The sequence below is a fragment of the Nonomuraea sp. NPDC050733 genome (genome assembly GCF_040654215.1).
Taxonomy (GTDB): domain Bacteria; phylum Actinomycetota; class Actinomycetes; order Streptosporangiales; family Streptosporangiaceae; genus Nonomuraea.
Map to the genome: position 1 here is coordinate 1 of NZ_JBFAHO010000005.1, position 18,577 is coordinate 18,577.

The following is an 18,577-nucleotide window of genomic DNA, read 5'->3' on the forward strand; positions in this document are numbered from 1 at the left end:
AAGGCTCAGCCGGAGGAGCCCGCGGCCGGCTCGCCCGCGATGCGCGCGAGCACCCCCCCGCGGTGCCCCCCCGCGCGCGGGCGCCCCCGACCAGGACCCGCCTCTGGTGGCGGTCGCGCACGGCTCCCGCGACCCGCGTGCCGCGGCGGTCGTGGAGGCGCTCCTGGACGAGGTCCGGCGGGCCCGCCCGGGTCTGCCGGTGCGCACGGCCTACCTCGACCACGCCGCGCCGAGCCTCGGTCAGGCGCTGGGCGGGCTGGACGAGGCCGTGGTGCTGCCGCTGCTGCTGACGGAGGCGTACCACTCGCGGGTGGACCTGCCGGCGGCGCTGAGCGAGGCGCGGGCGCGCGACGCGCGGCTGCGCGTCCGCTACGGCGCCACGCTGGGGCCGCACCCGCTGCTGATGGCGGCGCTGGAGCGGCGGCTGGCCGAGGCGGGGGTGGCTCCGCGCGACCCCGGCACGGCCGTGGTACTCGTGTCGGCCGGCTCCAGCGACGCCCGTGCCAACGCCGTGGTCGCCCGCATGGCCGGGGCCTGGGCGCGTGACGGCGGCTGGTGGGCCGCCGTGCCGGCGTACGCGTCGGCCGCGTCCCCGACGCCGGAGCAGGCGGTCGCGCTGCTGCGCGAGGCGGGCGCGCCCCGGGTGGCCGTCGCGCCGTACCTGCTGGCTCCTGGCCTGTTCGCCGACAAGGTCCGGCGGGCGGCGCTCGCCGCGGGCGCCGACGTCGTGGCGGACGTGCTGGGCCCCGCGCCCGAGGTGGCGCGGGTGCTCCTGGAGCGCTACGACGCCGCCCTGCGCGTCCCCGTGGGAGCCGCGGCCTCCTAGCCGCGGTTGTCCCGTCGTCAGTGACCGTGGAGGCCCCGGCGGTCCTCGTCGCCGTGGAGGCGGCGGTGGCCGTCGCGCCAGTCGTCGCCGTGCAGCCGCCGCCACTGCTCGCGCCAGGCCGCCAGGCCCCGCTTCAGCGGCTGGGCCCGGGAGTCGCCGAGCACCTTCACGTCGCCCATGACCGCGTACGCGCGGACCCGGACCACCGGCACGTTCATGCCCGGGGCCGCCTCCAGCACGTCCACGCGCTTGTCGCCCATGACCGCCATCCCGTCGAGGTCCACGTGGACCCCGTCGGGGACGATGATCTTCACGTCGCCCATCACCGAGACGGCCATGATGTCCACCGCGCCGGTGCGTACCTCGGCCTCGCGCAGGTCGAGCAGCACGTCCCCCATGACGGCCACCGCGCCCAGCTCCTGGTCGATCCGCCAGGCACCGCGCCGCTTGGTGTCGCCCAGCACGCCCACGAACCAGCGCCGCCTGCGCTCGGGCCCCGGTCCGGGCCCGTGCTGGGCGGCCGGGAACGCCCCGGGCCCGGCGGCCGGCAGGTCCTGGGTGAGCAGGACCAGCTCGGCTTGCGTGGAGGCGGTGTAGGCGGCCTCGGTGCGGTCGGTCAGCTCGGCCAGCGAGAGCCGGCCCTCCACGGAGGCCACGCGCAGTTGCTCCACGACGGCCTCGCGCTCCGCGTCGGACGCGCGGACCTCGCCAGGGTCAGTCATAAGACGCAACATATCGCGTTTCCGGGTCCGTTTCCTCCTTCCGCGGGAGGAACCGCGGCCCACGCCCTGCTCATTTCGGAGCACCCTCACCAGGTGACCGGAAGCCGCCACACCCCGTAGACCATCGCGCTCTCGCGCAGCGGGACCTCCTCCTCCGGGACCGCCAGACGCAGCGCGGGAAAGCGCTCGAACAGCGCGCGGTAACCGATGCGCATCTCGATCCGGGCGAGCTGCTGCCCCAGGCACTGGTGGACGCCGTGCCCGAAGGCCAGGTGGTGCCTGGCCTCGGCCCGGTCGAGCCGCAGGACGTCCGGGTCGGCGAAGCGCCCCGGGTCGCGGTTGACCGCGGGCAGTGCGACGACCACGGTCTCGCCCTCGCGGACGAGCGTGCCGCCCAGCTCGACGTCCTCCAGAGCGGCGCGGTTGGGCGCGCCCAGGTGGACGACGCTGAGGTGGCGCAGCAGCTCCTCCACCGCGCCGTCGGTGAGCGTGGGGTCGCCGCGGAAGGCGTCGAGCTGCCCGGGGTGCCGCAGGAGGGCGTAGACGCCCAGGGCGAGCATGTTGGCGGTGGTCTCGTGTCCGGCGACCAGGAGCAGCAGGGCGATGTTGGTCAGCTCCTCGTCGCTCAGGTCGCTCTCGGCGATCAGCCCGCCGAGCAGGTCGTCGGCCGGGTGGGCGCGCTTGTGCCGGACCAGCTCGCCCAGGTAGCCGGCCAGGTCGCCCATCGCGGTCAGGGCCCGCGCCGTGCTGTTGTCCATGTCCACGATCACGGTGGTCAGGTCCTCGAAGAAGGCGTGGTCGCGGTAGGGGACGCCGAGCAGTTCGCAGATCACCAGGGAGGGGACGGGCAGCGCGAACGCCCGTACGAGGTCGGCGGGCGGCCCGGCCGCGGCCATGGCCTCCAGCCGGTCGGCGACGATCCGGGCGACGCGCGGTTCGAGGCGCCTCATCCGGCGGACGGTGAACCGGCCGACGAGCAGGCGCCGGTACCGGGTGTGCTCGGGCGCGTCCATGGCGGGGAACCAGCCGGGCGCGGCAGGCGCGTCGTGACCGCCGGGGCGGACGTTCGGGCGGGGCAGCGGCGAGTGCCGGAGCTCCGGCCGGGCGGTGAAGCGCGGGTCCGACAGGACCGCCCTGGCGAGGCCGTAGCCGGTGACCAGCCATCCGACGTGCCCGTCGGGGAAGGCCAGGCGGGTCAACGGCCCACGGTCGCGGTACCGCTCCAGCTCGGGGGGCGGCGCGAACGGGCATCGGGGGTCACGCCGGGTGGGCAGGGTCACCGGCGTCCCGGCGTTCTGGTCGCTCATCGGATCGTCTCCTGAAACTGGGGGCAGACTATCTTTTGAGAGTACACCATCACTTTTCTGTACGGCAGAATGAGCACATGGAGAACGGCGGGCTACGCGAGCGCAAGAAGGCCAGGACCAGGGAGGCGATCCTGCGCGAGGCGTTCAGGCTCTTCCGGGAGCGCGGCTACCACGCCACCACCACCGAGCAGATCGCCGAGGCCGCCGAGGTCTCCCCCGCCACCTTCTTCCGCTATTTCCCGGCGAAGGAGGACCTGGTCACACTCGACCGGTTTCCTCCGCTCGTCGAGGCGCTGGCCGCGCAGCCGCCGGGCGCGCCGGTCACCGTGCTGCGTGGCGCGTTCCGCACGGCGTTCGCCTCCCTGACCGCCGAGGAGATCGCGGCGGGGCACGCACGGGAGGTGTTCGCGGCGACCGTGCCGGAGCTGGTGGCGGCCAACCTGCGCAAGGCGTCCGGCTTCCTGCGGGAGGTCGGGGAGCTGCTGGCCGACAGGACGGGCCACGACGCGGACGATCCGCGCCTGCGCAACGCCATGGGGGCGGTCTTCGGGGTCGTGACCCTGGTCTGGCTCCAGTGGGCGCGGGACCCGTCCCTGGACGGGCCCGCCGAGCTCGACGAGGCGCTGGCGCATCTGGAGTCGGGCCTGCGCATGTGACGGCACCGGCCGGGGCGGGGGCTGAGCTGGGCTAGTGTCCCTTGCATGCATGAGGAGAAGCTCTACCGGGCCGCGTTGAACGGCGAGTCGGAGACCGTGAGCGAGCTGCTCGCCGGGGGCGCCGACCCCAACCGGCCGAGCGAGGGAGAGGACGAGGGCCTGCCGCTGTGCGCGGCCGCCGCCTGGGACCGGGTCGAGGCCGCCCAGGCGCTGCTGGCCGCCGGAGCCGACGTCAACGGGCGGGAGGCCGGCGGCTGGACGGCGCTGCTGTGGGCGGCGGCCAACGGCCACGCCGACACGGCCGGGCTGCTGCTGGAGGCCGGGGCCGAGGTCGACGCCGCCAACGACGACGGTGACACGCCCCTCACGCTGGCCGCCCGGCGGGGCGCGCTCGGCGTGGTGCAGGTGCTGCTGAGCGGCGGGGCCGACCCGCAGAAGTTCGACGGCGACGGCGACACCCCGCTCGACGTGGCGGCCGACTGGGTGGGCGTGCACCTGGAGAGCGCGCTGCTCGACCAGATCGGGCAGGACGACTGGGAGTACGTGGTGGCCAGGCAGTTCGCCAAGGACGGCACCGAGCTGGTGACCGTGGCGGGCCGCTCCGCCGACGGCTCGGAGACCGAGCAGGTCCAGGCCCAGCGTGGGCACGCGGCCATCGTCACGCTGCTGGAGGACGCCACCGGGGCGCACACCCCGGTCGACCGGCTGGTGGCGCGCGCGCTGGCGCACCGCGACACGGACGAGGACGCCGAGACCTGGTGGATCGTGGCCGACTCGCTGGCGCGACGGGGCGACGACGAGACGTACGAGGCGCTGGCCAGGCTGTGCGCCAGCGAGGACGCCCGGGAGCGGGAGTTCGGCGTGGACGCGATCGCCCAGTTCGGGGTGACCGAGGAGGGCAAGCCGTACCTGGAGCGGACGCTGCCGCTGCTCCAGCGGATGGCCACCACCGAGAGCAACCCGCAGGTGCTGCGGTCGGTGCTGTCGGCACTCGGCCACCAGGGCGACCCGCGCGCGCTGCCGCAGGTGCTCGGCATCATCGGCCGGGAGGGACACCAACGGACGATGACGGACGCGATCGCGCTGGCCGACGTGCTGCCGCCCGACCACGCCGAGGGGCTGGCCGTGCTGATCTCGATGACCGGCGACGCCGACGACGAGGTGCGCGACTGGGCCACCTCGGGGCTGGCCGGTCTGGCCGCCGACACGCCGGAGATCCGCGAGGCGCTGGCCGCCCGGCTGGACGACACTGACCTGCGCACGGTCGCCGAGGCCACGCGCGGGCTGGCGGAGCGCGGGGACGCCCGAGGGGCACGGGGCGTCGAGCGGGTGCTGGCCGAGAGCGACGACGACTACGCCCGGGACCTCGTCACGGAGGCCCGCGCCAAGCTGACCCCCGACTCCTGACACCGGGCACGGGACTCCGGGGCCGGGCGTCAGGGACGTCCGGCCCTGGAGCCCGGCCCTGGAGCCCGGCCCTGAGGTCCGGTTTTGAGGTCCGGCGACCGTCAGGGGCGGCGTTCGGTGGCGAAGATGCCGTTGACGGCGACGATGGCGAACCAGATCACCGGGATGACCCACCCGGAGACGTTCCCGACGCTCAGCGCGATCGTCGCCAACGTGCCCAGGGCCAGCGAGACGATCGCCAGGGCGAGCCGCTTCCCGTCGGCCGCCCTCGACTGCCTGGCGAGGTCCTTGGCCCTCGGGGCGGCGGCGAGGCGCTCGTCCACCCGCCGGTCGACCTCCTGGCCCATCTTGTCGAGGAAGGACTCGACGAGCGCGTCCTCGTAGTCGGGGCCGAGGTCGCGACGGGCGGACACAGCGGCTCGGAGCTCATCACCGGTGCTCATGTGTCGAGATATAGCGTGTCCTGGCCGCCCCGGCAAGGCACAGCATGAGCACGGACGGGTTGCTCAGCGGGCCAGGATGTCGTCCAGGTTGTAGGAGACCGGCCGCTCCAGCTGCTCGTACGTGCACGACTCGGGGGTGCGGTCGGGCCGCGGGCGGCGCCAGTGGGCGGTGTGCCGGAACCGGTCGCCCTCCATCTGGTCGTAGGCCACCTCGATGACCAGCTCGGGCCGGAGCGGGATGAACGACAGGTCCTTCTTCGCGCTCCACCGCGAGATCGCGCCGGGCACCCGCTGCCCGCCCGTCGCCGGTCCGGCGGCCGGCCGGCCGGCACCGGCCACCGCCTGCTCGGCCCAGTGGCCCCAGGGGTGCTCGCCGAGGTCGGCGACGTACGGCTTGAGCTCCTCCACCAGCTCGGCCCGGCGCGCCATCGGGAACGATGCCGCCACGCCCACGTGGTGCAGCCGCCCGTCGGGCCCGTAGAGGCCGAGCAGGAGCGAGCCGACGATCGGGCCGGTCTTGTGCTCGCGGTAGCCGGCCACCACCACGTCGGCGGTGCGCTCGTGCTTGACCTTGAACATGGTGCGCTTGTCCGGGACGTACGGCTGGTCGCCGGGCTTGACGATGATGCCGTCGAGCCCCGCACCCTCGAACATCTCGAACCAGTCCCCCGCCTGCCCGTCGTCGCGCGTGACGGGCGTGAGCCGCACCGAGTGGCCGGCCTTGCCGAAGATGCCCTCCAGCCGGGCGCGGCGCTCGGAGAAGGGCAGGTCGAGGTACGACTCGTCGCCGAGCGCCAGCAGGTCGAAGGCGACGAACGCGGCCGGCGTCTCCTCCGACAGCATCTTGACCCGCGAGGCGGCCGGGTGGATGCGCTGCTGGAGGGCGTCGAAGTCGAGCTGGGAGCCGCGCGGCAGCACGATCTCGCCGTCGACCACGACCCGCTCGGGCAGCTCGGCCTTGACGGCCTCGACCAGCTCGGGGAAGTAGCGGGTGAACGGCCGCTCGTTGCGGCTGCCGAGGTAGACCTCGTCGCCGTCGCGGTAGACGATGCAGCGGAAGCCGTCCCACTTGGGCTCGTAGAAGAGGGTGCCGTCCTGCTTGGGCATGGCCTTGACGGGCTTGGCCAGCATGGGCGCCAGGGGCGGGCGGACCGGCAGGTCGGGCACCGGCTCCGGCTCGACCTCGGGCCCCGGAGCCCCCTCAGGCTCGGCGGAGGTCGGGTCGATGGGGTCAGACATGGTTCGGCTCCCTCGTGTACCGGCAGAACAGGACGCCGTCCTCCTCCAGCAGCTGACTGAGGACGAGGCCGACCTGCGCCGCCTCGCCGTTCAGGATGCGCGCCGCGCCCCCGCCGAGCAGCAGCGGACTGATCGTCAGGCAGAGCTCGTCGAGCACCCCGGCCGCGGCGAGCTGGGCGTTGAGCCGTGGCCCGCCCTCGCACAGCACCCGGGTCAGCCCGCGCTCGTGCAGCCCCCGCACCGCCGCCTCCAGGTCGACCACGTCGTCCCCGGCGACCACCACGTCGGCGACGGCCTTGGCGGCGGCCAGGCGGTCGGCCGGCGCGGAGGCGCAGGTGACGACGATCGTCGGGACGATCGCCTCGGCGAACAGCGGGCCGCCGAAGTCGAGGTCGAGGCTGCGGCTGACCACCGCGACGGGCGGCGCCTCGGGCCGGCCCTCGCGCAGCGCCCGCCACGACTCGCGCGGCCGGGCGGGGCCGTAGCCCTCGGCGCGCACGGTGGCGGCGCCGGCGACGACCACGTCGGCGAGCCCTCGCAGCACGCCGAAGATCCGCCGGTCGGCCTTGCTCGACAGCCCGCCCGACAGGCCGTTCATCCAGGCCGCGCCGTCCGCGCTGGCGACCATGTTGACGCGCAGCCACGGCCGGCCGGCCGGATAGGCGTACGCCTGCTCGATGGGTGGTTCGTCCTGTATGTCCGGGTAGATGCGACGCACTCCTCTACCTTGGCACACGCCTCCGACAACCCGCCGCGACGGCAACCTTTGCCCGTAGACACAGCACTTTGCGGTAACCAATGGCATACATGGAGTGATGCGCCTAACGTGTCGTCTGGGATCGGTGACCGAAGGAGGCCCGGGTGGGGCTGGCCACAGCCGTGACGTGGACGTGCACCGCGATCGTGGGCATCTATCTGCTCTACCTGTGGCTCTCGGGCGGCGGCCTGAGACAGCAGGCCACCAAGGTGACCCGCTTCCCGGTGACGTTGATCTTCTCCCATCCCGTGCTCGCCACGGCGGCGCTGGCCTGCTGGGTGGCCCACCTGGTGACGGGCGTCAGGGCGCTGGCGTGGACGGCGTTCGGGGTGCTGGCGGTGGCGGCGCTGCTGGGCTTCACCATGTTCACCCGCTGGCTCGGCGGGGGGCGGCACGCCCGGGGCGCCGAGCGCCGCTTCCCCGTGCTGGCCGTGGCGCTGCACGGCCTCGGCGGCGTGGTCACGTTCGCGCTGGCGCTCGTCGCCGCGGCCCTCACCGGCGGATGACCCGCGTGGGTCAGGACGCGCGCGGCTGGCGCAGCACCTGGATGGAGCGGGAGGTGACGGCCACCAGCGCGCCCGGCTGCCACCGCTCGTCCGGGAACGGCTCGTCCTGGCGGGTGTCGTGGTTGGTGTCGAGCACCGGCAGCCAGGCCGGGCCGAACTCCTCGCCCGGCAGCGTGAACGTCATGTCCTCGTGGTGGGCGTTGATGAGCAGCAGGAACGAGTCGTCCACGATGCGCTCGCCGCGCGTCCCCGGCTCGGTGATGGCCTCGCCGTTGAGGTAGACCCCCAGCGACTTGGCGTAGCCGGTGTGCCAGTCGCCGGCGGTCATCTCCGCTCCGCCGGGGGTGAGCCACACCAGGTCGCGCCGGCCGTTCTCGGGGTTGCGGCCGTGGAAGAAGCGGCGCCGCTGGAAGACCGGGTGCTCGCGCCGCAGCCGCGACAGCGTCCGGACGAACTCCAGCAGGTCGTTCTCGGTGTGCAGGAGCGACCAGTCGATCCAGGCGATCTCGTTGTCCTGGCAGTAGGCGTTGTTGTTGCCGCGCTGGGTGCGGCCCAGCTCGTCGCCGTGGGACAGCATCGGCACGCCCTGCGACAGGAACAGCGTGGTCAGGAAGTTGCGCCGCTGGCGGTGGCGGAGCCGGACGATCTCCGGGTCCTCGACCGGGCCCTCGGCGCCGCAGTTCCAGGAGCGGTTGTCGTCGGTGCCGTCCCGGTTGTCCTCGCCGTTGGCGAGGTTGTGCTTGCGGTCGTACGAGACGAGGTCGGCGAGTGTGAACCCGTCGTGGCAGGTGACGAAGTTGATGGAGGCCACGGGCCGGCGCCCGGAGGTGGCGTACAGGTCGGCCGAGCCGGTCAGCCGCGAGGCGAACTCGGGCAGCGCCGAGTGCGTGCCCCGCCAGAAGTCGCGCACGATGTCGCGGTACTTGCCGTTCCACTCGGTCCACAGGGGCGGGAAGTTGCCGACCTGGTAGCCGCCGGGGCCGACGTCCCACGGCTCGGCGATGAGCTTGACCTGCGAGATCACCGGGTCCTGCTGGATGAGGTCGAAGAAGGCGCTCAGCCGGTCGACGTCGTGCAGCTCCCGGGCCAGCGCCGAGGCCAGGTCGAACCGGAAGCCGTCGACGTGCATCTCCAGCACCCAGTAGCGCAGGGAGTCCATGATCAGTTGGAGCGCGTGCGGCGAGCGGACGTTGAGGGAGTTGCCGCAGCCGGTGTAGTCGAGGTAGTAGCGGCGGTCGCCGTCGTGCAGCCGGTAGTAGGCGGAGTTGTCGAGGCCCCGGAAGCCGAGCGTCGGGCCCATGTGGTCGCCCTCGGCGGTGTGGTTGTAGACCACGTCGAGGATCACCTCGATGCCCGCCTCGTGCAGCGCCCGCACCATGGCCTTGAACTCCAGCACCTGCTCGCCGCGCGTGCCGGAGCTGGAGTAGCCGCCGTGGGGGGCGAGATAGGCCATCGTGTTGTAGCCCCAGTAGTTGGTCAGCCCCCTGGCCACGAGGAAGTGCTCGGGCATGAAGTGGTGGACCGGCATCAGCTCGACCGCCGTCACCCCGAGCGACAGCAGGTGGTCGATGATCGCGGGGTGCCCCACGCCCGCGTAGGTGCCGCGCAGCGCCTCGGGCACCGCCGGGTGCCGCATGGTCAGGCCGCGCACGTGCGCCTCGTAGATCACCGTCTGGTGGTACGGGGTGTGCGGCGGCCGGTCGTTGCCCCACTCGAAGAACGGGTTGACCACCACGTTCTTCGGCATGTACGGCGCGCTGTCGGCCAGGTTGAGCCGTGCCGGGTCGGTGAACTCGTACGAGAACAGCGACTCGTTCCACGTCAGGTCACCGTCGATGGCCTTGGCGTACGGGTCGAGCAGCAGCTTGGCGGGGTTGCACCGGTGGCCGCGGGAGGGCTCGTAGGGCCCGTGGACGCGGTAGCCGTAGCGCTGTCCCGGCACGATGCCGGGAAAGTAGGCATGCCAGACGAACCCGTCGACCTCCGGCAGGTCGACGCGTTCCTCGGAGCCGTCATCGTGAAAGAGGCTGAGCTCGACCCGCTCGGCCACCTCGGAGAACACCGAGAATCCGGTGCCCACGCCGTCCCAGGTGGCGCCGAGTGGATACGGCTCGCCCGGCCAGACATCTCGCATGTGACTCAATTGTCCCACGCGATCGCGATCACACCAGGGCGACCGCGATCACGATCTCGCTAGAGGAGCTGCGCGTTCAACGTGATCGTCGTGCCGGTCAGCGCCTTGCTCACCGGGCAGTTGGCCTTGGCGGTCTCGGCGGCCTCCTGGAACTGCTCGGCCGTGATGCCCGGCACCTGGCCCTGCACGGTGAGGACGATGCCGGTGATGCCCTCGCCCGGCTGGAAGGTCACGTCGGCGCTGGTGCGCAGCGACTCGGGCGGCGTGCCGGCGCCGGCCAGGCCGTGGGAGAGCGCCATCGAGAAGCACGAGGAGTGGGCCGCGGCGATGAGCTCCTCGGGCGAGGTCTTGCCGTTGGCCGCCTCGGCGCGTGACGCCCAGGAGACCTCGAACGTGCCGACGCCGGACGTGTCGAGCGACACGGTGCCCGAGCCGTCGAGCAGGGCGCCCTTCCACTGCGTGGTGGCGGTGCGGGTGGTGGCCATGACGGTTCCTCCCTCTGGTCAGTCGGACTTCGACCCTATCGTGAGCCCGGACACCCTCGTCCGGCCGCTGTCCGGACCGGACCTGGGCCTCCACGCGAAGTCCGGGCGGACCGGGGCCGCGCCGGTTCATCCGGGCTCAACATCCGCGGCGAACAATGGCATGCTCGGGTCGCGGCGCGCCCGCCGCCTTCGTCCGGACCAACGGGAGCCGTCATCGGGAGCGTGGTGCCAGTGGACGCGCCGTACGACGACCACCTGCTGCACCAGCGGGTGGTCGGCGGCGACGAGGCCGCACTCGGGGAGGTGTACGACCGCCTGTCCTCGCTGCTCTTCGGTCTGGCGCTGCGGGTCACCAGGGACCGGGTGATCGCCGAGGACATCACGCAGGAGGTGTTCCTGGTCTTCTGGGAGCGCCCCCTCGCCTACGATCCCGGCCGGGGCCCGCTGCGGGCGTGGCTGGCCACGATCGCCCACCGCCGTGCCGTGGACCACGTGCGGGCCGAGGAGCGGCGCCGCGTGTCCACGCTCGGCCCGCGGATGTTCGAGCCGCCGCCCGCGCGGCTGGAGGACACGGTGCTCGCCGCCGACGAGGCCCGGCGGGTACGGCAGGCGGTGACGGCGTTGCCCGACGGCCTGCGGCACGCGGTGGAGCTCGCCTACTACGGGGGCAGGACCTACCGGCAGGTGGCCGAGGAGCTGGGCGTGCCGGAGGGCACGGCCAAGTCGCGGATCAGGCTGGCGCTGCGGCGCCTGGCCGACGCGCTGGCGGAGGAGGAGGTGTGATGGAACCCGTCGATCGTCTCTACCTGGACGCGCTGATGGAGGACGCGGAGGTGCCGGCCGCCTCCCTGCGTCCGCAACTGCTCGCCGGCGCGCGTGCCCGGCGCCGCCCGGCGGCCCCGACCGCCGGCTGGGCCGAGCCGTACGCGGGCCGGGTGGCGGCCATGGACGCGCTGCTCGCCTCGGCCGGTGAGGACGACTGGTCGCGGGTCGTCGTGGAGGGCTGGACCCTTCAGGAGCTCGTCGCCCATCTCGCCGCCAAGGACGGGCTGCTCGCCGCCTCGGTGGGCGCCCCGGTCCTCGGGCCGCCGATCACGGCCTCCGACTCGCTGGGCCGTACGGCGGACGTGCAGGCGCACGAGCGGGCCCGCAGCCCGGAGCAGACGCGGCGCGACTGGCGGGCCCAGGCCGACGCGCTCTGCCGGCACCTGGCGTCCCTCCCGCCGGGGACGCCGGCGACGCTCGACAGCGTGGAGTTCGCGGTGCGCGACCACGTGCTCGCCCGCGCCCTGGAGACCTGGATCCACGCCGACGACGCCGCGAGGGCGGCCCGGCTGCGGCTGCCGCACCCGGTGCCGGAGCACATCCACCCGGCGGCCGACCTGTGCGCGCGGCTGCTGCCGTTGACGATGCTGGTGTCGGGGCTCGACGGCGGCGGCCGGGCGGTCCACCTCACGCTCACGGGGCCGGGCGGCGGCGAGTGGCACGTTCCCCTCGGACCGGCCGGCACCGGGGCGCGGGAGCCGGAGGCGCGGATCACGGCCGACGTGGTGGAGTTCTGCTTCCTGCTGGGCGGGCGGGGCGACCCGGAGTCGTTCGCGGCGGAGCTGGAGGGCGACCTGGGGCTGGCCCGCGACGTGCTGCGCACCGCTCCCGCCCTGTCGGGCCCCTGAGCCGCCGCGAACGACTCCGGCAGGCCCTGAGCCGCCGCACCGGCCCTCGACAGGCCCTGAGCCGCCGCGCCGGCCCCGACGGGCCCGATGCCGCTAGGCCAGCCAGACGAGGCCGGCGAAGCGCCCGCCGGGCTGCTCCCTGCGGTGCGAGTAGAGCTCCTCGGACTCGATCGTGCAGCGCGCGTCGTGGCGGACGTCCGCGACGCCCGCCGCGCGGAGCTGGGCCTCGATGCCGGCGCGCAGGTCGAGGGCGGGAGTGTCCCAGGACGTCGTGGACCAGGTCTCCGGCACCCGGGCGGCGACCCGCTCGCGCAGCTCGGCGGGCACCTCGTAGCACCGGCCGCACGCGCCCGGCCCGACGAGCGCCGCCATCCGCTCCGGCGACGCGCCCTTGGCGGCCATGGCCTCGACCAGCGCCGCGGCCACGCCCAGCTCGGTGCCGGGGCGGCCGGAATGGGCGGCGCCCACCATCCGCGCCACGGGGTCGCCCACGAGCACCGCCGGGCAGTCGGCGCCGAGCGCGGCCAGGGCGAGGCGCGGCTCGGTGGTGAAGACGCCGTCCAGCGGGGGCGGGTCGTCGCCGAACGGCTCGCTCACGTACGCGACGTCGGCGCCGTGCACCTGACGCATGAACACCACGGCCCGCACGCCCAGCTCGGCGGCGACGCCCTCGCGGTTGGCGCGGACGGCCGCGGGATCGTCGCCCACCAGGCCGCCGAGGTTGCGCGACCCGTACGGCGGCGTGCTCACGCCCCCGTGACGGTCGGTGACGGCGACGTGGACACCCGGGGCCAGCTCCATGCCCTTGATCCTAGGGGGAGCCGGGCCCGCTCCCGGGCCGCCGGCCCACACCGGCCCCGCAGACCCTCGCAGGCGTCGCCGCCCCTCCGCCGCCGCTCGCCGGCTCTCGCGGGCATCCGCCCGACCCTCGACCCTCGCTCGGCTCTCGCTGGCTCTCGCTGGCTCTCGCTTGGCAAGCAAGCATATGCTTGGTGACGTGACCGACTATCGCAACCTGATCGGCGGCCGGCTGGTCCCGGCGGCCGGCGGCCGGACCATGGACTCCGTCAATCCCGCCACCGGGGAGGTGTGGGCCCGCGTCCCCGCGAGCGGCCCGCAGGACGCCGAGGCGGCCGTCGAGGCGGCGGGGAAGGCGTTCCCCCGCTGGTCGGCCCTGCCCGCCCTGGCCCGCGCGCACGTCCTGCGGCAGGTCGGCGCCGTCTTCACCGAGCACGCCGACGAGCTGGCCCGGCTGGAGACCACCGACAACGGCCGGATCCTGCGCGACACCCTCACCAAGGACCTGCCCGGCATGGCGCACCTGTGGCAGCTCGCCGCCGGCCAGTGCCTGGACGCCGTCAAGGGCGACACCGTCATCCTGGGCCCCGACGCGCTCGGGATGACCCGGCGGGAGCCGTACGGCGTCGCCCTGTGCGTCATCCCGTGGAACTCCCCCATCTCCACCTTCTCCGCCAAGGCCGCCTACGCCCTGGCTGCGGGCAACACGGTGATCGTCAAGCCCGCCGAGCAGGCGAGCGTGTCGGTGCTGCGACTGGGCGAGCTGCTGGCCGAGGTGCTCCCGCCCGGCGTGCTCAACATCGTCAGCGGCGTGGGCGAGGAGGTCGGCGACGCCCTGGTACGGCACCGCGGCGTGCACAAGATCAGCCTGACCGGCTCGACGGAGACCGCCCGGGTCATCACCAGGGCCTCGGCGGACACACTCAAGCCGATGACGTTCGAGCTGGGCGGCAAGTCGCCGAACATCGTCTTCCCCGACGCCGACCTCGACGCCGCCGCCCTGGGCCTCACGGTGAACTCCGTCTACACGGGCAACGCGGGACAGGTCTGCGTGGCCGGCTCCCGGATGCTGATCCACCGGTCGGTCTGGGACGAGATGCTGGAGCGGATGGAGCGCCTGGCCGCCGGGCTGGTGCTCGACGACCCGCTCGACCTGGACACCACGATGGGGCCGATCGTGTCGCGCGGGCAGTACGAGCGGGTCACGTCGTACCTGGACCTGGCCGAGAAGGAAGGCGCCGAGCTGGTCTTCGGCGGGCGGCGGGGCGCCGAGGTGGTGCCGCACCTGCCCGGCGGCTACTGGGTGTCGCCCACGCTGTACACGACGAGCGACAACGGGCTGCGCGTCTGCCAGGAGGAGATCTTCGGGCCGGTCGCGGTGGCGATCCCGTTCGAGACGGACGAGGAGGCGCTGCGGATCGCCAACGACTCCCCGTACGGGCTGGCGGCCGGCGTCTGGACGCGTGACCTGGGACGGGCGCACCGGTTCGTGCGAGACCTGCGGACCGGGACGGTGTGGGTGAACACGTTCCGGCAGATGCCGCCCGGGCTGCCGTTCGGCGGCGTGAAGGACAGCGGCTACGGGCACGACGGCGTCCTGGAGTACACCCGGGAAAAGGCTGCCATCATTCAGATTTAGTCAGATAGATTCCCGGCCATGAGCGAGGGGATCATCAGCGAGGAGATCGGCGACGAACCCGCCGGCGCGTCCGCCCTGCCGGCGCTGTCGGAAGAGGCCGCGCAGTCGCGGGCGTCCGTGCTGCGCAGCCGGGCCGAGTCGTACGTGGCGCTGTCACGCTACGACGCGGCCATCGCGGACCTGACCGAGGCGATCGCCCTGGCGCCGGACAGCGCCCGCGCGTGGCGGCTGCGGGGTGAGAGCCACCGGCTGATCGAGCGGTACGACGCGGCGCTGTCGGACTTCGACCAGTCGCTGCGCCTGGAGCCCGACAGCGCGTACGCCCTGGGCTCGCGCGGCCAGGTGTACGCGGCGCTGGGCCGGCTGGAGGAGGCGCTGACCGACTTCGACCACGCGCTGACGCTGACGCCCGAGTCGTTCTGGGTCCTGGAGGGCAAGGCGGACGCCCTGGCCGACCTGGGCCGGCTGGATGAGGCGCTGGACGTGCACGCCCGCATCATCGCGCTCAACGAGGGCCAGGCGTACCCGTGGCTGGCGAGGGCGGAGTTGTACCAGCGGGTCAACCTGTACGCCGAGGCCATCGACGACTACACCCGGGCCCTGGGGGTGGACCCGGGCTACGTGCGGGCGCTCAGCAGGCGCGGCGAGGCGTACCGCATGATCGACCGCTACGACGAGGCCCTGGCCGACCTGAACGGCGCGATCGAGCTGGACCCGGACAACGACCGGGCGCTGGGCAGCCGGGGCGCGGTGCTGAGCGAGCTGGGCGACGACGAGGCGGCCGTGCGTGACCTCGACCGGGCCATCGAGCTGGACCCGGAGTACGTCTGGGCGTACCGGGTGCGCGGCGAGGTCCTCCAGGACCTGGACCGCCACGAGGAGGCGGTCGCGGACTTCACCCGGGCGCTGCGGCTGGAGTTCGGGGACTCCTGAACCACTTCGAGGGCTCCTGCACCACCAGGTGGAAGAATCCTCCACCAAGCGGACAAGGATTGCCCTCCTCGGTAGAAGTTCTTTCAACCCAGGCGAACCTCCATGACGTTGGACGCGGGGTTACGTTCCAGGCACGTGCCCGCACTCCGGGCACGGCGGAAAGGCCGCACGGCCGGTGGAGCCGAACGCCCCGGCGATCGGAGGGGGCCGGCCGTGCGGGACGGCGAGCGCGGGACCCCTCAGACGTCCCCGTCCGGACGGGCTTTGCTGGGCTGCACGCGCCGCGGCTCGCCGGGCATCTTCGGATAGTTCGGCGGATAGGGCATGTCGCCCCGGCTGTCTTCCGCGTAGCGCTCCAGGAGAGGCTCGATGGAGTACGCCCGGTCGTCGATGGCCGCGTGCACGTCGCCCACCTTGGCGAAGCGGGCCGGCATCGTGCGGATGTCGAAGTCGGCCGGGTCGGCGTCCTCCAGCTCCTCCCAGGTGAGCGGTGCCGAGACGGGCCCGGTGGGCTTGGCCCGCACCGAGTAGGCGCTGACCACCGTGCGGTCCCGGGCGTTCTGGTTGAAGTCCACGAACACCCGCTCGCCTCGCTCCTCCTTCCACCACGCGGTGGTCACCAGGTCGGGAGCGCGCTCCTCCACGGCCCGCGCGAGGGCGATGCCCGCGTGCCGCACCTCGACGAAGTCCCAGCGCGGCTCGATGCGGACCGCGATGTGCGCGCCGCGGTTGCCCGAGGTCTTCACGAACCCCGTCATGCCGAGGTCGGCGAGCACCTCGCGGGTCAGGAACGCGGCCCGGCGCGCCGCGTCGAACCCGAGCCCCGGCTGCGGGTCGAGGTCGATGCGCAGCTCGTCAGGATGCTCCACGTCGGCCGCGCGCACCTGCCACGGGTGGAAGTCGACCGTGCCGAGGTTGGCGCAGTACGCGACGGCGGCGACCTCGGTGACCCGCAGCGAGTCGGCCTTGCGCCCGCTGGGGAAGGTGACCGTCACGGTCTCCAGCCAGTCGGGGTGCTTGGGCGGCATGCGCTTCTGGTAGATGGCCTCGGTGTGGATGCCGTCGGGATGGCGCTTGAGATTGGTCGGGCGGTCCCGCAGCGCCCGCAGCACGCCGTCCCCGACACTCACGTAGTACTCGACCAGCTCGCGCTTGGTGACGCCGATCTCCGGAAAGTACACCTTGTCGGGGTTCGTGACCTTGACGGTCCGCTCCCCTACCTCGAGCTCTATGAACGGCGATGCCATGCCCCCGAACCTACCCCGCACGACCGACAATCCCAGGAACCCAGGGCGGGCATCGGGCGGGCATCGGGCGGGGCTCGGGTGGGTGGGTCCGTCCCGGAGCGCGCCTCGGTGGCGGACCGAGGGCTCGACGGGACGGACCTGAAGACCACCCGCCTACGCGGCTCGCACGGGCGCTGGCGCGCCACCCGGACGATCCGCGGACCGCCCCCGCGCGGCGCCAGCACGGGCGTGGGCTGTGCCGCTGGGGCGATCCGGCGAGTGATCCCACCCTGAGCAGGAGGCGATGACGCCTCCTTGCCTACAAAGACGCGAATTTCCCCCAGAAGGGATGCTTCCCCCGACGGAGATCTCTTTTTGCCACATCTCGTACGCTGGATACATGGACAAGGTGGTCAAGAGCGATGCCGAGTGGCGGGTCGAGCTCTCCCCGGAGGAGTTCCACGTACTCCGCGAGGCCGGCACCGAGCGGCCGTTCACCGGGGAGTACGTCGACACCAAGACCGAGGGCGTGTACTCCTGCCGCGCGTGCGGCGCCGAGCTGTTCCGGTCGGACACGAAGTTCGAGTCGCACTGCGGGTGGCCGAGCTTCTTCGAGCCGTCGGAGTCGGACGCGGTGCGGCTGATCGAGGACCGCACCCTCGGCATGGTCCGCACCGAGGTGCGCTGCGCCCGCTGCGACTCCCATCTCGGCCACGTCTTCCACGGCGAGGGCTATCCCACGCCGACCGACGACCGCTACTGCATCAACTCCGTCTCGCTGCGGCTCCTCCCCAAGGAGTGAACGGTCGGCGACAGCGCGTACCGGCCGGTCACCAGGGGTAGGAGCGCCAGGTGAGCCTTGTGCATCTTCGTCACCGGTGGGTGACGGTCGAGGCGATCGGCCGGATCATCACGCAGCGCTGCCGGCTGTGCTGGAAGACCCGCGTCCGCGTCCGCTAGCTGTATCGACCACGAGCGTCCGCCCTTCGGCACGCCGGGGCCGGTCAGGGTCAGCCGGGGTCCGGGTGCGTGACGCGGCAGCTCGTGTCGGCGGGGCCGAGGATGTTGGCGAGCACGGGGTTTCCGTTCTCGCCGAACCTCGCCTGGACGAACACCACGGGGTGCGCGGCGCCGTCCCGGCGGAGGTACTCCAGGCCGCGCCGGCAGAGGGTCAGGGCGTCGGCGGAGTTGGCCGCCGACTCCGGCAGATCCGTGTAGATACGCAGATATCCACCGATGGTGCGGACATCCCTGACGTGGCGCATCGCACTGTCCCCGGAGCCCCAACGGGCGCGGAAGTACTCGACCGCGGTGAGCTCGGCGCCCTGCGACGTTCCGGCCGCTCCAGTGGCACCCCTCGCCCCGGTCCCGGCCCCGGCCCCGCTGTCACCCGAGCGCCCGACCGGCGCCCCCGAGCCACCACTTGGTCGGGGTACGGACCGGGGCGTGGGGTCGGTCGTGGACCGGAGGGTGGAGTCAGCCGCCGGATCGGTCGTCGAGCGGGGCGTCGGGTCGGTCGGCGGCTGTACGGCGCCGGGGGTGACACCCTTGGCCCGTACCTCGGTACGGGTCACGCCGTCGTCCCCACCGCCCCTGTCGCTCCCGTCAGCCTCTCCAGCCTCTCCGACCTCGACGGCCTCGCTGGACGAACCAGCCGACCTCCCGGATTCACCCGATCCAGCCAGTCCCTCCGACTCGGCCGATTCCGCCGATTCCGCCGATCCTGCCGCTCCGGCCGATCCCGCCGATCCAGCCGCTCCCTTCGATCCAACCGATCCAGCCGATCCCCCCGATCCGCCTAATCCGGTCGTTCCGGCCGATCCAGT

Annotated in this window: 19 protein-coding genes; 9 read left to right on the forward strand and 10 right to left on the reverse strand. The window is 73.3% G+C overall.

Annotation, left to right across the window (positions count from 1 at the left end):
• The first annotated feature begins 106 nt into the window (after positions 1 to 106).
• The gene (locus AB0H64_RS11765) at positions 107 to 826 is read left to right on the forward strand and encodes a sirohydrochlorin chelatase (RefSeq protein ID WP_357622990.1); all 720 of its coding nucleotides are present in this window, start codon (positions 107 to 109) and stop codon (positions 824 to 826) included.
• A 17-nt stretch (positions 827 to 843) separates the two neighbouring features.
• Here the strand turns inward: AB0H64_RS11765 and AB0H64_RS11770 are convergent, their stop codons facing one another.
• Positions 844 to 1,548 carry a DUF1707 domain-containing protein gene (locus tag AB0H64_RS11770; protein ID WP_357622992.1) on the reverse strand — a complete coding sequence of 235 codons (705 nt, stop codon included), beginning with the start codon at positions 1,546 to 1,548 and terminating at the stop codon, positions 844 to 846.
• 86 nt (positions 1,549 to 1,634) lie between these two features.
• The gene (locus AB0H64_RS11775) at positions 1,635 to 2,855 is read right to left on the reverse strand and encodes a cytochrome P450 (RefSeq protein ID WP_357622994.1); all 1,221 of its coding nucleotides are present in this window, start codon (positions 2,853 to 2,855) and stop codon (positions 1,635 to 1,637) included.
• A gap of 77 nt (positions 2,856 to 2,932) precedes the next feature.
• Between AB0H64_RS11775 and AB0H64_RS11780 the strand changes: the two genes are divergently transcribed.
• Positions 2,933 to 3,511 (forward strand): TetR family transcriptional regulator, encoded by a 579-nt coding sequence (locus tag AB0H64_RS11780; RefSeq protein WP_357622996.1) that lies wholly within the window; start codon positions 2,933 to 2,935, stop codon positions 3,509 to 3,511.
• A gap of 45 nt (positions 3,512 to 3,556) precedes the next feature.
• On the forward strand, positions 3,557 to 4,918 hold the full coding sequence (locus tag AB0H64_RS11785) for an ankyrin repeat domain-containing protein (RefSeq protein WP_357622998.1): 1,362 nt from the start codon (positions 3,557 to 3,559) through the stop codon (positions 4,916 to 4,918).
• A gap of 101 nt (positions 4,919 to 5,019) precedes the next feature.
• Here AB0H64_RS11785 and AB0H64_RS11790 read toward each other — a convergent pair whose 3' ends face one another.
• From AB0H64_RS11790 to AB0H64_RS11800, 3 genes are all read right to left on the reverse strand, one after another.
• Positions 5,020 to 5,361, reverse strand: a complete 342-nt coding sequence (locus AB0H64_RS11790) for a hypothetical protein (RefSeq protein ID WP_357623000.1) — start codon at positions 5,359 to 5,361, stop codon at positions 5,020 to 5,022.
• Between the two features lie 63 nt (positions 5,362 to 5,424).
• The gene (locus AB0H64_RS11795; protein ID WP_357623002.1) at positions 5,425 to 6,600 is read right to left on the reverse strand and encodes an ATP-dependent DNA ligase; all 1,176 of its coding nucleotides are present in this window, start codon (positions 6,598 to 6,600) and stop codon (positions 5,425 to 5,427) included.
• Positions 6,593 to 7,318 carry a pyrimidine reductase family protein gene (locus tag AB0H64_RS11800; RefSeq protein ID WP_357623003.1) on the reverse strand — a complete coding sequence of 242 codons (726 nt, stop codon included), beginning with the start codon at positions 7,316 to 7,318 and terminating at the stop codon, positions 6,593 to 6,595. The genes AB0H64_RS11795 and AB0H64_RS11800 overlap by 8 nt, the downstream gene beginning before the upstream one ends.
• Positions 7,319 to 7,461: 143 nt before the next feature.
• On the opposite strand from AB0H64_RS11800, the gene AB0H64_RS11805 reads away from it, so the two are divergent.
• Complete coding sequence (locus AB0H64_RS11805) at positions 7,462 to 7,863, forward strand: hypothetical protein (protein ID WP_357623005.1); 402 nt, start codon at positions 7,462 to 7,464, stop codon at positions 7,861 to 7,863.
• A gap of 10 nt (positions 7,864 to 7,873) precedes the next feature.
• Here the strand turns inward: AB0H64_RS11805 and glgX are convergent, their stop codons facing one another.
• Together glgX and AB0H64_RS11815 are read right to left on the reverse strand one after the other, a co-directional pair.
• Positions 7,874 to 9,997, reverse strand: coding sequence for a glycogen debranching protein GlgX (glgX, locus tag AB0H64_RS11810; protein WP_357623007.1), 2,124 nt, complete (start codon positions 9,995 to 9,997; stop codon positions 7,874 to 7,876).
• A gap of 59 nt (positions 9,998 to 10,056) precedes the next feature.
• On the reverse strand, positions 10,057 to 10,482 hold the full coding sequence (locus AB0H64_RS11815) for an OsmC family protein (RefSeq protein WP_357623009.1): 426 nt from the start codon (positions 10,480 to 10,482) through the stop codon (positions 10,057 to 10,059).
• A gap of 222 nt (positions 10,483 to 10,704) precedes the next feature.
• Here AB0H64_RS11815 and AB0H64_RS11820 point away from each other — a divergent pair, with 222 nt between their 5' ends.
• On the forward strand, positions 10,705 to 11,265 hold the full coding sequence (locus tag AB0H64_RS11820) for a sigma-70 family RNA polymerase sigma factor (RefSeq protein WP_357623011.1): 561 nt from the start codon (positions 10,705 to 10,707) through the stop codon (positions 11,263 to 11,265).
• Positions 11,265 to 12,155: a maleylpyruvate isomerase family mycothiol-dependent enzyme gene (locus tag AB0H64_RS11825; RefSeq protein ID WP_357623012.1), complete on the forward strand. Its 891-nt coding sequence runs from the start codon at positions 11,265 to 11,267 to the stop codon at positions 12,153 to 12,155. Before AB0H64_RS11820 ends, AB0H64_RS11825 begins: the two co-directional genes overlap by 1 nt.
• 93 nt (positions 12,156 to 12,248) lie before the next feature.
• Here the strand turns inward: AB0H64_RS11825 and pgeF are convergent, their stop codons facing one another.
• The gene (gene pgeF / locus AB0H64_RS11830; protein ID WP_357623014.1) at positions 12,249 to 12,956 is read right to left on the reverse strand and encodes a peptidoglycan editing factor PgeF; all 708 of its coding nucleotides are present in this window, start codon (positions 12,954 to 12,956) and stop codon (positions 12,249 to 12,251) included.
• A 196-nt stretch (positions 12,957 to 13,152) separates the two neighbouring features.
• Here pgeF and AB0H64_RS11835 point away from each other — a divergent pair, with 196 nt between their 5' ends.
• Entirely contained in the window at positions 13,153 to 14,592 is a 1,440-nt protein-coding gene (locus AB0H64_RS11835; RefSeq protein WP_357623016.1) for an aldehyde dehydrogenase family protein, read from the forward strand.
• An 18-nt stretch (positions 14,593 to 14,610) separates the two neighbouring features.
• Complete coding sequence (locus tag AB0H64_RS11840; RefSeq protein ID WP_357623018.1) at positions 14,611 to 15,525, forward strand: tetratricopeptide repeat protein; 915 nt, start codon at positions 14,611 to 14,613, stop codon at positions 15,523 to 15,525.
• 239 nt (positions 15,526 to 15,764) lie between these two features.
• Here the strand turns inward: AB0H64_RS11840 and ligD are convergent, their stop codons facing one another.
• Positions 15,765 to 16,772, reverse strand: a complete 1,008-nt coding sequence (gene ligD / locus AB0H64_RS11845) for a non-homologous end-joining DNA ligase (RefSeq protein WP_357623020.1) — start codon at positions 16,770 to 16,772, stop codon at positions 15,765 to 15,767.
• 379 nt (positions 16,773 to 17,151) lie between these two features.
• Here ligD and msrB point away from each other — a divergent pair, with 379 nt between their 5' ends.
• Complete coding sequence (gene msrB / locus AB0H64_RS11850) at positions 17,152 to 17,553, forward strand: peptide-methionine (R)-S-oxide reductase MsrB (RefSeq protein WP_310717156.1); 402 nt, start codon at positions 17,152 to 17,154, stop codon at positions 17,551 to 17,553.
• A gap of 208 nt (positions 17,554 to 17,761) precedes the next feature.
• On the opposite strand, the gene AB0H64_RS11855 is transcribed toward msrB, so the two are convergent.
• On the reverse strand, positions 17,762 to 18,325 hold the full coding sequence (locus tag AB0H64_RS11855; RefSeq protein ID WP_357623022.1) for a hypothetical protein: 564 nt from the start codon (positions 18,323 to 18,325) through the stop codon (positions 17,762 to 17,764).
• Positions 18,326 to 18,577: the final 252 nt, after the last annotated feature.